The 11,399-nt window shown below is 65.8% G+C and carries 13 protein-coding genes; 7 read left to right on the top strand and 6 right to left on the bottom strand.

Features of this window, described 5'->3' with window-relative positions; genetic code table 11:
* Positions 1-429: 429 nt before the first annotated feature.
* The 3 genes from V7E26_RS30085 to V7E26_RS26215 all read right to left on the bottom strand — a co-directional run bounded on the left by V7E26_RS30085 (position 430) and on the right by V7E26_RS26215 (position 2,464).
* Positions 430-699, bottom strand: a complete 270-nt coding sequence (locus V7E26_RS30085) for a PAN domain-containing protein (RefSeq protein WP_442893485.1) — start codon at positions 697-699, stop codon at positions 430-432.
* Between the two features lie 177 nt (positions 700-876).
* Positions 877-1,806, bottom strand: coding sequence for a 4-hydroxybenzoate octaprenyltransferase (gene ubiA, locus V7E26_RS26220; protein ID WP_324421893.1), 930 nt, complete (start codon positions 1,804-1,806; stop codon positions 877-879).
* Positions 1,807-1,816: 10 nt separating this feature from the next.
* Complete coding sequence (locus V7E26_RS26215) at positions 1,817-2,464, bottom strand: hypothetical protein (RefSeq protein ID WP_324421891.1); 648 nt, start codon at positions 2,462-2,464, stop codon at positions 1,817-1,819.
* A 205-nt stretch (positions 2,465-2,669) separates the two neighbouring features.
* Between V7E26_RS26215 and V7E26_RS26210 the strand changes: the two genes are divergently transcribed.
* A complete protein-coding gene (locus tag V7E26_RS26210) occupies positions 2,670-3,413 on the top strand; it encodes a 16S rRNA (uracil(1498)-N(3))-methyltransferase (protein WP_324421889.1) in 744 nt (247 codons plus the stop codon).
* 8 nt (positions 3,414-3,421) lie between these two features.
* Here V7E26_RS26210 and V7E26_RS26205 read toward each other — a convergent pair whose 3' ends face one another.
* Together V7E26_RS26205 and V7E26_RS26200 are read right to left on the bottom strand one after the other, a co-directional pair.
* Complete coding sequence (locus tag V7E26_RS26205; protein WP_324421887.1) at positions 3,422-3,724, bottom strand: type II toxin-antitoxin system RelE/ParE family toxin; 303 nt, start codon at positions 3,722-3,724, stop codon at positions 3,422-3,424.
* A 1-nt stretch (position 3,725) separates the two neighbouring features.
* A complete protein-coding gene (locus tag V7E26_RS26200; protein ID WP_324421884.1) occupies positions 3,726-3,977 on the bottom strand; it encodes a type II toxin-antitoxin system ParD family antitoxin in 252 nt (83 codons plus the stop codon).
* Positions 3,978-4,223: 246 nt separating this feature from the next.
* Here V7E26_RS26200 and V7E26_RS26195 point away from each other — a divergent pair, with 246 nt between their 5' ends.
* The 5 genes from V7E26_RS26195 to V7E26_RS26175 all read left to right on the top strand — a co-directional run bounded on the left by V7E26_RS26195 (position 4,224) and on the right by V7E26_RS26175 (position 9,292).
* A complete protein-coding gene (locus V7E26_RS26195) occupies positions 4,224-5,390 on the top strand; it encodes an ATP phosphoribosyltransferase regulatory subunit (RefSeq protein ID WP_324421882.1) in 1,167 nt (388 codons plus the stop codon).
* The gene (gene hisG, locus V7E26_RS26190) at positions 5,387-6,364 is read left to right on the top strand and encodes an ATP phosphoribosyltransferase (RefSeq protein WP_324421881.1); all 978 of its coding nucleotides are present in this window, start codon (positions 5,387-5,389) and stop codon (positions 6,362-6,364) included. Before V7E26_RS26195 ends, hisG begins: the two co-directional genes overlap by 4 nt.
* 75 nt (positions 6,365-6,439) lie before the next feature.
* Positions 6,440-7,480, top strand: coding sequence for a glycosyltransferase family 2 protein (locus tag V7E26_RS26185; RefSeq protein ID WP_324421879.1), 1,041 nt, complete (start codon positions 6,440-6,442; stop codon positions 7,478-7,480).
* Positions 7,477-8,319: a ChbG/HpnK family deacetylase gene (locus tag V7E26_RS26180; protein WP_324421877.1), complete on the top strand. Its 843-nt coding sequence runs from the start codon at positions 7,477-7,479 to the stop codon at positions 8,317-8,319. The genes V7E26_RS26185 and V7E26_RS26180 overlap by 4 nt, the downstream gene beginning before the upstream one ends.
* Before the next feature lie 130 nt (positions 8,320-8,449).
* Positions 8,450-9,292 (top strand): DUF2076 domain-containing protein, encoded by an 843-nt coding sequence (locus tag V7E26_RS26175; protein ID WP_324421874.1) that lies wholly within the window; start codon positions 8,450-8,452, stop codon positions 9,290-9,292.
* A gap of 75 nt (positions 9,293-9,367) precedes the next feature.
* Here V7E26_RS26175 and V7E26_RS26170 read toward each other — a convergent pair whose 3' ends face one another.
* Complete coding sequence (locus tag V7E26_RS26170) at positions 9,368-10,156, bottom strand: L,D-transpeptidase (protein ID WP_324421872.1); 789 nt, start codon at positions 10,154-10,156, stop codon at positions 9,368-9,370.
* A gap of 299 nt (positions 10,157-10,455) precedes the next feature.
* On the opposite strand from V7E26_RS26170, the gene V7E26_RS26165 reads away from it, so the two are divergent.
* The gene (locus V7E26_RS26165; protein ID WP_324421870.1) at positions 10,456-11,229 is read left to right on the top strand and encodes a protein phosphatase CheZ; all 774 of its coding nucleotides are present in this window, start codon (positions 10,456-10,458) and stop codon (positions 11,227-11,229) included.
* Positions 11,230-11,399: the final 170 nt, after the last annotated feature.

Raw genomic sequence — 11,399 nt, 5'->3', positions numbered from 1 at the left:
ACGGCGCCCGAGGAGTACCATACCCTCGCCGCCGCTCCTCCTCCCCATAGCATCTTGGTCGTCCGCCTTCGCGGACGACGACGACTGAATGCGGGTCGGCATTCTCGCGACATGTTCTGCCCGAGGTTTGTATCTCGTTTGTCGCCCTCTCCAATCAGAGGGCGCAGGGAAGACCGGGTGCGCGCTGCACCCGCGGTCTCGTGTGCTGTTGCGCATGGCAAGAGATGCACACGAGCATACAGGTTCGGCGGGAGCATCCCGGCCTTCCCTGCGCAATGGCTTTACGGCTTACTTCGTGCTCTTGTGTCCGCAAAATCTGCCAGAATGTGCGAACGGGCGGTTCTGACCAACCGCCCGTCGCTGGATCTGATCCCGTTCGTGCTCAAAGGCCGAGAGCCTGTCGCCGCCCGTCATTGCGGATGCGGCAATCTAATCTATTCGTTGTGCTCGGGTGCCGGACCTGCAACACGAGGAATGCACAGACCGCGGAACGCTGTCCTTCAGCCAGCAGCGGGCCAATCGCCCCTGAAGCCCGGGTTTGACGTATGTCCAGGCTTCGCACTTGCCATCCTTGAGACAGGTGCTGCGACACGCTTCGGAGTTTCGGATCTCCATATTGCGGTAGTCGTTGCCGGGGAGATCTGTGTTGGCCAGAATTGTACCCGCCAGTGCGGTGCCCTGAACCGTGACGCCGACCATGAAAATGGATGCGACGATAAGACGGCGAAGTCGCATGACAACCTCCTGTCTCGGTGGACCATCCACGCCTAACACGGGTTGTCCGCCGCGCGCGTGGCACAGTTCACAGGAGTTCGAGCAACAACATGAGAGCGCCCCGCGCTCGTTATCGGATGCGAGCACATCACGCGCGACGAACTACGCGCGCATCACCGCGTCGACCAGCAGTCCAGCGAACAGCAACAGCCCGGCATCGCGGTTCGAGCGGAACAGGCGCAGGCACAGCGCCGGATCGCTTATATCGAGCGTGCGTATCTGCCAGGCGAGATGCGCGGCGAACGCTGCAAGGCCAATCCAGGCCGGCCAGCGCGCGCCACCCAGCGCCAGTGCGACACCGATCAGCACCACCGCAAGCGGATAGAACACCGACAGCGCCAGATGAGTCTGCGCACCGAACAGGCGGGCGGTCGACTTGACGCCGATCAACGCGTCGTCCTCGGCGTCCTGATGCGCGTAGATCGTGTCATAGCCGATCACCCAGGCGATCGAGCCGGCGTAGAGCACGAGCGCGGTCAGGTCGATGCGGCCGAGCGTGACGGCAAACCCCATCAAGGCGCCCCACGAGAAGGCCAGGCCCAGCACGACCTGCGGCCACCAGGTGACGCGCTTCATGAAGGGATAGACCGCGACGATGACGAGCGAGGCGATGCCGGTCAGAATCGCGAAACGGTTGAACTGCAGCAATACCACGAGGCCGATCAGCGCCTGCAGCACCAGAAAGGCGAACGCCTGCGTCACGGTCACCTGCCCCGCCGGCAGGGGCCGCGAGCGCGTGCGCTCGACCCTGGCATCGAGATCGCGGTCGGTGATGTCGTTCCAGGTGCAGCCGGCGCCGCGCATGACGAAGGCGCCGACGAAGAACAGCGCGATGACGAGCGGCAAGGACGAGACGTCGCGCGCGATCGCAGCGGCCAGCGCCGCCGACCACCAGCACGGCATCAACAGCAGCCACGATCCGATCGGACGGTCGAAGCGGGAAAGCCGCAAATAGGGCCGCGACCAGGCCGGCGCATGCGTGTCGACCCAGTTGCCGGTCGCGTCGGCAACGCGGGCGGACACCTCGCTCATCGGAGCGGGATCATCGCGAGAGAACGTTGCCGTTCAGCGTATCGAAGGTGCTGCCGCCCTTCTTGACCGTCTGGGCCTCGGGCATCGCCGCCGACGAGCCGAGCACTTCGCTGAGGCTGGGGCCGGCCGGTCCACGCGCAGCGGCCTGCTGCGCCACGTTGCACACCTGGGTTTGCATCTTCTCGGTGTTCTTGTGGCCGGTCTTGAGCTGGTCGGCGATCTGCGGCGGAATTCCGCATTTCGCCGAGTTGGTCTCGACATATTTGATCATCTTCAGTTCGGCCTGGCCGAAATTCCTGATCAGCTTGCAGGCCTCATCCGGCGGCGCCTTGCGGTCGCTCGCGGCCTTGATCATCTTGCCGCGCTTTTCGGCTTCCTCGCGCAGCGGAACGAAGCCTTTCATGCAGGCGTCCGCCGCACCGCTCGGCGCCTGGGGCGGCGGCCCGCTGAATCCGCGCGAGACCGGAGCAACGCCTTCGGTCGGGAACGGCGACGGCGCGCCGACCGAGGCGGACGGCGCCGCGCCATTCAACGGCGGAAACGGCGACGCGCTCTGCTGGTTGGGCAACGGCGCCGGGAACGCACCTTGCGCCAGCGCGTGGCCCGCGTTGACGGTCATGACGGCAGCGGTCAGCGGCACAATCAGGCGGCGGATCATCAAGGCTGTAACTCCGGCGAGGTCCAGGAAGGCCCAATGTCTGCAAAAAACGAAGCAGATTTGCGGTGGCTTTTTACGATTCCTGCCGATCCTTAACAACCCGTTGATTTGGGCGCGAGCGCGGCGTGGCGCCCCCGGAATGACAAAAATAGCGCCGAATTCGAGCGCTCTAGGCTAAAAGTCGCACGGAACGGAACGATCACAAATGCCTGATCTCGATTTTCACGCCCCCCGCCTGTTCGTCGATGCGCCGCTGCGCGAGGGCGAGAGAATCGCGCTGGAGCGCGACCAGAGCAATTATCTCGGCAATGTGCTCAGGCTTTCGGCCGGCGGGAACATCCTGGTGTTCAACGGCCGCGACGGCGAGTGGCGGGCCGCGATCGAGGGACGCAAGCGACCCGATGGCCTCTCGATCATCGCGCAGACACGGAAGCAGGATCGCCTGCCCGACATCGCCTATGTCTTCGCGCCGCTGAAGCACGCGCGCCTCGACTACGTCGTGCAGAAGGCGGTCGAGATGGGCGCCTGCCGGCTGCAGCCGGTGCTGACGCGGCACACCCAGGTCTCGCGGGTCAACAGCGAGCGGATGCGCGCCAATGCGATCGAGGCCGCCGAGCAGTGCGGAATCCTGAGCCTTGCCGAGGTCGCCGAGCCGGTTGCGCTCGACCGCTTTCTCGACAGACGCGATTCCGCGCGGCTGCTGGTGTTCTGCGACGAAGCGACTGACGTCGCGGCGCCGATGCCGGCGCTGCAGGCGGCGGAGGCGGCAGGGGGAATCGATGTGCTGATCGGTCCGGAAGGCGGGTTTGCCGAGGAAGAGCGCGCATTGTTGCTGCGGCAGCCGAAGACGCTGCGGCTGTCGCTCGGCCCGCGCATCCTGCGCGCCGACACCGCCGGCGTCGCCGCGCTGGCGCTGGTGCAGGCGGCGCTGGGGGATTGGCGGGGTTAGCGCCTCCCTCATTCGCCGGACAAATCCAGTTCGCCGAGATTGCGCGCTGCATCGACGACGCGCACGATGCGCACGCCTTCATTCGTGATCTCGTAAAGCGCCAGCCATCGCACAATGACCAGCATTCGCGCACCATCAGCAATATCCGGGCGAGACGGTCCCAGTTCCGGAAATTCCGCGAGCTGTCGGCACCGTGCTTCGATGCGATCGATCCAACGATCAGCCGTCGCCGGGCCGTTGTCGACTGCAATGTGAAACCAAATTTCAAAAAGATCACGCTGTGCAAGCTGGGAAAGGCGAACCTCTCCCAAGTTACTTGCCCGCAGCCTTCAGCATAGCCCGGCCCTGGGCCTTGATGCTTTCGAAATCGGCCGGGCCCGCATCGCCGCTCGCCTGACCCGCCGCCCACGCACTACGCAGGAAAGCCAACCGGGCCTCTTCGGTCTGCTCCATGATTCGCAGCGCCTCGCGCACAACCTCGCTTGCGGAGGTGTAACGGCCGCTCGAAACCTTGGCTTTGACGAACTCGCTCAGTTCGTCAGTCAGCGAGACATTCATATTCATCGTGCGAATCCTTCTTGCCATTATGGGTGCGAGCACAGGTTTTAGCAATATTTGCCATCGCTCCCGGCAGCGGTTGCCAAACCCGGCCGGGGAAATCCTCGCCACCGCCCATTAATTCAATTGCCCGATCCCTGTCGAAACGCCGCCCGGGCCATGCTAAGGGCTGCGCCAGCGAGCCCCGGAACAGCCGGGGAACCCCTGAACGAACCCTTAAACAAGCCGGTTTTGCCGGATTTTGGACCAAAGATGACCGCGACCGCCGCCTCCCCTGGTGCTGCCGGGTCCGCCGCCTGGGCGGACGCGCTGCTATTGTCGTTTGCCCAGGGCGGGTATGTGCAGGCGCATCCGGCCATCCTGCAGCCGGCGGAGCCATTCCTCGACCTCTCCGGCGAGGACATTCGCAAGAGCCTCTATCTGACGAGCGACGCCTCCGGCGAGGAACTGTGCCTGCGTCCCGACCTGACCATTCCGGTGGCGCGCGACTATCTGGCCTCGCCGAGCGCCGGCAAGCCCGCGGGCTTTTCCTATCTCGGCCCGGTGTTCCGCTATCGCGGCGGCCGCCCGAGCGAATTTCTGCAGGCCGGCATCGAATCGTTCGGCCGTCAGGACCGCGCCGCGGCTGACGCCGAGATGCTGGCGCTGGCGCTGGAGGCGACCGCGGCCTTCGGCGTCAAGGACGTCGAAATCCGCACCGGCGACGTCGCGCTGTTCAATGCGCTGATCGACGCGCTCGACCTCTACCCGGTGTGGCGGCGGCGGCTGATCAAGGACTTCAACCGCAAGGTCAGCCTCACCGACGATATCGAGCGGCTGACGCTCGCGACCGCACCGGGCCGCAACGAATATGAGGGCGTGCTCGCCGCACTCGCCGGCTCCGACCGCAAGGCGGCGCTGGCGCTGGTCACAGACCTGATGTCGATCGCCGGCACCACCAATGTCGGCGGACGGACGGTCGCCGAGATCGCAGACCGCTTCCTCGAACAATCGACGCTGAAGGGCGGCGCGCTGCCGCGCGACGCGCTCGACATCATCAAGCGCTTCCTCGCGATAGCAGGCGATCCCAACGACGCGGCGAAGCAGTTGCGTGCGCTGGCGTCCGACGCCGGGCTCGATCTTGCTGCCGCGATCGACCAGCTCGAAAGCCGCATCGGCTTCATGGCCGCGCGCGGCGTCGACACGAAACTGACGCGGTTTTCCACCTCGTTCGGCCGCGGCCTCGATTACTACACCGGCTTCGAATTCGAACTGCACGGCAAGGACAAGGGCAACGGCGTCGAACCGCTGGTGGCGGGCGGCCGCTATGACGGGTTGATGACGCAGCTCGGCGCATCGACGCCGATCCCGGCGGTCGGCTTCTCGGTGTGGATCGAGGCGCTGACCAGGCTCGGCCAGTCGCAAGGGGGCGCCGCATGACCACCCCCTTCGTTCTCGCCGTTCCGTCCAAGGGCCGCCTGCAGGAAAACGCCGAGGCGTTCTTCACCCGCGCCGGGCTTTCGCTGGCAAAACCGCGCGGCGCGCGCGACTATCGCGGCACCATCGCCGGCCTCGACAATGTCGAGATCGCCTATCTCTCGGCGAGCGAGATCGCCTCGCAACTCGCGCGCGGCATGGTGCATCTCGGCGTCACCGGCGAGGACCTCCTGCGCGAAAGCATCGCGGACGCCGACAGGCGCGTGCTGTTGATCGACAATCTCGGCTTCGGCAGCGCCAATGTCGTGGTCGCGGTGCCGCAGGCCTGGATCGACGTCCGCACCATGGCCGACCTCGACGACGTCACCACCGGCTTCCGCGCCCAGCATAACCGGCGGATGCGGGTCGCGACCAAATACATCAACCTGACGCGCAGCTTCTTCGCGTCGCACGGCGTGGTCGATTACCGCATCGTCGAGAGCGCCGGCGCGACCGAAGGCGCGCCCGCCGTCGGCACCGCCGAACTGATCGTCGACATCACCACGACGGGCGCGACGCTCGCCGCCAACGGGCTGAAGGTGCTCGACGACGGCGTGATCCTCCGCAGCCAGGCCAACCTCGTCGCGTCGCGCGATGCCGACTGGTCGACGGAGGCCCGCGAGACCGCGCGCGTCATCCTCGACCACATCGCGGCAAGGGCGCGGGCCAGCAAGTACCGCGAAGTCCGCACCCGCTTTGCCGGCTGCAACGACAAGCTGCTGACCGAGGCGCATAACCGTTTCGGCGTGGTGGCGCCGTTCGGCGGGCCGACCTCCTCAGGCATGCTCACGCTGCACTGCCCGCCGATGCAGCTCTATGCGCTGGGCAGCTTCCTGCGCGAGCACGGCGCCGACACGGTCTCGATCGCCTCGCTCGACTACGTGCTCGACCGCGAAAATCCGCTGTTTGCCAGGCTTGAGGCGTTCTTGCGGCAATAGGGCTGCCGTTTTGTTCATCGTTGCGACAGCCTCCGGCAAGTAGCATATACGGTTGGATAATCTGGAACCCGCTCGATGAACCTCGGCTCTGACGTTTCCCGCCTGACGACGACCGCGACCAGCGCCGCGGCGCAGGGCCTGTCGATTGTCGTGCCGGTCTACAACGAGGCGGCGGGCCTTGCGCTGCTGCACGAGCGGCTGACCGGCCTCGCCCGCACCCTTAAAGAGCGCTACGGCCTTGCTGCCGAGGTCGTCTATGTCGACGACGGCAGCGCCGACAACACGCTCGCGATCGCCCGCACGCTCAAGCCGGACGGGCTCGACGTCCAGGTGGTGTCGCTGTCGCGCAATTTCGGCAAGGAAGCCGCGCTGATGGCCGGCCTCGACCACGCCCGCCTCGGCGCGCTGCTGTTCATGGACGGCGACGGCCAGCATCCGCCTGACATGGTCGAAAAGCTGGTCGCGCACTGGATCGACGACGGCTACGACGTCGTGTTCACGGCGAAGGCGCATCGCGACAATGAATCGTTCCTGCGCCGCCAGGCGGTGCACGGCTTCTACGCGCTGATCAACTGGGGCGCGCGGCAGAAGATCCCCGAGGACGCCGGCGATTTCCGCCTGCTGTCGCCGCGCGCGGCGGCCGCGCTGCGCCAGCTTCCCGAACGCAACCGCTTCTTCAAGGGCCTGTCGAACTGGATCGGCTTCCGCCAGATCCGGGTCGATTACGAGCCGTCGCCACGCGCGCATGGCGTCACCAATTTCAGCCCGGGCCGGCTGATCGGCCTGTCGATCGAAGGACTGACGTCGTTCTCGGTGGCGCCGCTGCGCTTTGCCAGCCTGCTCGGCGTGCTGCTCGCATTCACCGCCTTCATCTTCGGCCTGACCATTCTCTGGGAGGTCTGGACCACCGGCAAGCAGGTCCCCGGCTATCCCTCGCTGATGATCGGCCTGATGACGATCGGCGGCGTGCAGCTCATCATGATCGGCATCGTCGGCGAATATATCGGCAAGATCCTCTCCGAACTGAAGGCGCGGCCGATCTACTTCGTCGCCGAGCACAGCGAGAAGCGAGCCGACGGCGAGGCGGCCGCCAGCGAACGGACCGCCGCCGAATGAACGAGGCTGCGCTGCGCCGGATCTGGCTGTGCGCCGACGATTACGGGCTGGCCGACGGCGTCAACCGCGCCATCCGCGACCTGATCGCGCGCGGCCGTCTCAACGCCACGTCAGTCATGGTGGTGGGATCCGCGATCGGCCGCGCCGAGGTCGCCGCGCTTCAGGAGACCGCGGCGGCGAGCCCGCGCTGCGCCATCGGCCTGCACGTGACGCTGACCGCTCCGTTTCGTCCGCTGTCGATGTATTTTCGTCCGCTCGACGGCGGGCTGTTCCTGCCGTTTCCAAAGCTGCTGCGCGCCGGCCTGCTGCGGCGGCTCGATCCCGGCCTGATCGAGGACGAAGTCTCGGCGCAGCTTGGCGCGTTCAGGGAGCTGTTCGGCCGCGCGCCCGATTTCGTCGACGGCCACCAGCACGCGCAGCTGTTCCCGCAGGCGCGCGACGGCTTTCTGCGCGCGGTGAAAGCGGCCGCGCCCGAGGCCTGGGTGCGGCAGGGCGGACGCCGCACGCCGCTCGGCAAACGATTGGGCGCGCCCAAGGCGCTGGTGCTCGACATGCTGAGCGCGCAATTCCGCAAGCGTGCCGCCGTCGCCGGGATCCCGTTCAATCCGGCCTTCGCCGGCGCCTATGATTTCTCGAAGCAGCCGGATTTCGGCGTGCTGATGGCCGAATTTCTCGATGGCCTGCCGCATGACGGACTCGTGATGTGCCATCCCGGCTTTGTCGACGAGACGCTCAGGAATCTCGACCCCTTCACCAACCAGCGCGAGGCGGAACACGCCTACCTCGCCAGCGATCTTTTCCCGACATTGCTGGCGGCGAATAAAGTTACATTGAGCTGACAAACCGCACAAAAGCCCGCCCGGCGTTTTGTCGCATACAAAAATTTAATTCAGCCTCCCACTACTTGCGGCACAAGGCCCGCCCTACATCTTGCCGGCGCGTTGACGATCCGACGCGAGGGAGAGGGCCATGACACCGCAAGAACGCCAACTGATTGACGATCTTTTCGACCGGCTCGCCAAGCTGGAGAGCGCCAAGCGCGATCCCGAGGCGATGTCGGCGATCATGCAGGGCCTGCGCAACGCGCCAAACGCGGTCTATGCGCTGGTGCAGACCGCGCTGGTGCAGGACGAGGCGCTGAAGCGTGCCGACATGCGCATCCAGGAACTGGAGGCGGCGGCGGGCCAGCCAGATCAGCAGACACAACCCGGCGGCTTCCTCGATTCGATGCGCGACGCGATCTTCGGGCAGAACCAGGGCCAAGGGTCTGGCCAAGGGTCTGGCCACGGCTCGGTGCCGAACGTGCGTGCGCCCGACATGGGTGGCGGCCGGCCGGCCTGGAACACCGGGCAGGTGCTGCAGCAGAGCCAGGGCGGCGGGCCGTATAACCAGCCGGCCTATGGCCAACCCTATGGCGGCGCCCAGCAGCAGCAGCCGTCGGCGTTCGGCGGCGGCGGCTCGTTCCTCGGCACGGCGGCGGCGGCCGCAGCCGGCGTGGTCGGCGGATCGCTCCTGGCGAGCAGCATCCGCTCGATGATGGGCGGCGGCGGCAACCACCAGGCATTCGGCGACACCGGAAGCCGTGGCGGCGTCGAGGATCGCCGGCCGTGGGGCGATCAGTCCGGCGGCGATCTGGCGCGCGACGCCGGGATCAACGACATCGGCTCGTCGAGCCGGCGCGCGGATAGCGGCGACAGTGATAACGGCTCGCGGCAGGGCTTCTTCGACCAGGCGTCGAACGACGATGACGACGACATGGACCACGATTCCGACGGCTTTGACTACGACGATGGCGACAGCGATTACGCGTGAGCCGCGCGAGCACCGATCAAGAGAAACGGCCGCCCCACCGGGCGGCCGTTTCATTTCAAGACGTAGCAGCGATGATCAGATCACTACCACCCTGGCGCCGACGCTGACGCGGCCGTAGAGATCGATCACGTCCTCGTTGCGCATCCGGATGCAGCCGCTCGAGACGTTGGTGCCGATGGTCCAGGGCTCGTTGGAGCCGTGGATGCGATAGAGCGAGGAGCCCAGATACATCGCGCGCGCGCCGAGCGGGTTTTCCGGGCCGCCTTCCATGTGCCGCGGCAGGTCGGGACGGCGCGCCAGCATTTCCGGCGGCGGCGTCCAGGCCGGCCATTCCTTCTTGGCCGAGATCGTCTTGACGCCCGACCAGGTGAAGCCCGGACGGCCGACGCCGACGCCGTAGCGCAGCGCCTTGCCGTCGCCCTGCACCAGGAACAGGAACTTGTTCGGAGTGTCGATCACGATGGTGCCCGCGCTCTCCTTGCCGCGATACTCGACCACCTGCTTTTCATACATCGGATCGAGCCGCTGCTGCGCAGGGTCGACCAGCACTTCCTCGCGCCGCATCGATTGCTGCGGGTCCATCGGCGGCAGCAGCATGCGCCGGGAACCGTATTCCGGCTGCTGCTGGTAGGCCGGCTGCTGGTAGCGCCCGCCCTGCGGCGCATCGCCGAACAGGAATTCGATGAAGCCGCCGCCCATGTTGGAGCGCTCGGCGGCGGCGACGCGCACCGGCGCCGGTGGCGCCTGACGGGCGTAGATCACGGTGGGCTCGGCTGGCGACGAGGCGTCGAGCGCCAGCGCCTCATTGGTCAGACAAAGGCAAGACACGCTCGCAAGGAGCGCCAAAGAGATTTTTGCGGACATCGACGTACTCTGTACTGTTCGTCACTGCGGGTTCGCTGAGCCGCGACGGCGATACCGCCGCTGCACGCGAACAATACAGATCAAAACCTGATCGGTTTGGTAAACGGAAACCGCGGTTCGATTCACCATCCCGGCAAACGCGCCCGGATTTGTCTGCTAGCGTTTATTTTGCGTGAACGCGCCCCCGTCATGGTTAACCGCCGGTATGCAACCGCCGAAACGCAATTCCGGCGCGTGAACCTCACGTTAAATGGCATTGGTCTAAAACACCCTGGAATCGGAACGGGTGGGAAATTCTTATGTCGGTCAATCGCAAGCGTTTTCGTATCGAACAGGCCATTTTGGGCGACGCGCCAATTGCCATGCATGAGGAAGGCGGCGAGATCGGCCCGATGCACAAGGAAATCATGGCTGAACTGCGCCAGATCCGCGCACAGATGGCGAGCTTCGGTCACTCCGGCGCCCCCACGGGCCTGCAGACGGAGATCGCGCGCGAGACCGCCGATGCCCATGCGCTGCTGGAAACCTACCGCGCCCAGATCGAACAGTGCGAAAAGCTGAAGGTCGAGCTCGACCTGATCCACGACGCCATCAACCGCACCAAGCGCGAGATCGCCACCCTGCACGGCAAGAGCTTCGACGGCCAGGAAATGGCCAAGGTCAACGGCGAACTCGGCGCAGTCGTCGGCGGCACCGAACAGGCCACCCAGCAGATTCTGGAAGCCACCGAAGCGATCGACCAGGCCGCGACCGCGCTGTCCAAGAACATCTCCCCCGACCAGCAGAAGCTGCTCAGCGAGGAAATCCAGGAACGCGTCGTCGCGATCTTCGAGGCCTGCAACTTCCAGGACCTCACCGGCCAGCGCATCAGCAAGGTGATGAGCACGATGAAGTTCATCGAGCAGCACATCTACACCATGATGGACATCTGGGGTGGCGTCGACGCGATCAAGGCCCACGCGGTGCCGATCGTCGACACCCGCGAAGGCGATGCCAAGCTGCTGAACGGCCCGAAGGTCGAAGGCGACGTCGGCCACGCCTCGCAGGACGACATCGACGCCCTGTTCAATTGATCGCTGGTTAACGCGGATCAAACAAAACGCCGGCGTCGAGCCGGCGTTTTTTTGCGCCTCCATCATCCACCGTCATCGTCCGCCTTGTGCGCAATTGCGCACTGGGGCGGACGATCCAGATGCTATGGGGAGGAGGAGCGGCGGCGAGGGTATGGTACTCCTCGGGCGCC

It is taken from the genome of Bradyrhizobium sp. (assembly GCF_036735945.1).
In the GTDB taxonomy this organism is placed as follows: Bacteria; Pseudomonadota; Alphaproteobacteria; order Rhizobiales; family Xanthobacteraceae; genus Bradyrhizobium.
The sequence above is the reverse complement of the archived record's forward strand: the minus strand, read 5'-3'. Positions and strand labels throughout refer to the sequence as shown.

What these genes read in the sequence shown, in the direction of transcription:
- V7E26_RS30085 (WP_442893485.1), bottom strand. Translation starts at nt 699, where the DNA reads ATGGTCGGCGTCACGGTTCAGGGCACCGCACTGGCGGGTACAATTCTG.
- ubiA (WP_324421893.1), bottom strand. Translation starts at nt 1,806, where the DNA reads ATGAGCGAGGTGTCCGCCCGCGTTGCCGACGCGACCGGCAACTGGGTC.
- V7E26_RS26215 (WP_324421891.1), bottom strand. Translation starts at nt 2,464, where the DNA reads ATGATCCGCCGCCTGATTGTGCCGCTGACCGCTGCCGTCATGACCGTC.
- V7E26_RS26210 (WP_324421889.1), top strand. Translation starts at nt 2,670, where the DNA reads ATGCCTGATCTCGATTTTCACGCCCCCCGCCTGTTCGTCGATGCGCCG.
- V7E26_RS26200 (WP_324421884.1), bottom strand. Translation starts at nt 3,977, where the DNA reads ATGAATATGAATGTCTCGCTGACTGACGAACTGAGCGAGTTCGTCAAA.
- V7E26_RS26195 (WP_324421882.1), top strand. Translation starts at nt 4,224, where the DNA reads ATGACCGCGACCGCCGCCTCCCCTGGTGCTGCCGGGTCCGCCGCCTGG.
- hisG (WP_324421881.1), top strand. Translation starts at nt 5,387, where the DNA reads ATGACCACCCCCTTCGTTCTCGCCGTTCCGTCCAAGGGCCGCCTGCAG.
- V7E26_RS26185 (WP_324421879.1), top strand. Translation starts at nt 6,440, where the DNA reads ATGAACCTCGGCTCTGACGTTTCCCGCCTGACGACGACCGCGACCAGC.
- V7E26_RS26180 (WP_324421877.1), top strand. Translation starts at nt 7,477, where the DNA reads ATGAACGAGGCTGCGCTGCGCCGGATCTGGCTGTGCGCCGACGATTAC.
- V7E26_RS26175 (WP_324421874.1), top strand. Translation starts at nt 8,450, where the DNA reads ATGACACCGCAAGAACGCCAACTGATTGACGATCTTTTCGACCGGCTC.
- V7E26_RS26170 (WP_324421872.1), bottom strand. Translation starts at nt 10,156, where the DNA reads ATGTCCGCAAAAATCTCTTTGGCGCTCCTTGCGAGCGTGTCTTGCCTT.
- V7E26_RS26165 (WP_324421870.1), top strand. Translation starts at nt 10,456, where the DNA reads ATGTCGGTCAATCGCAAGCGTTTTCGTATCGAACAGGCCATTTTGGGC.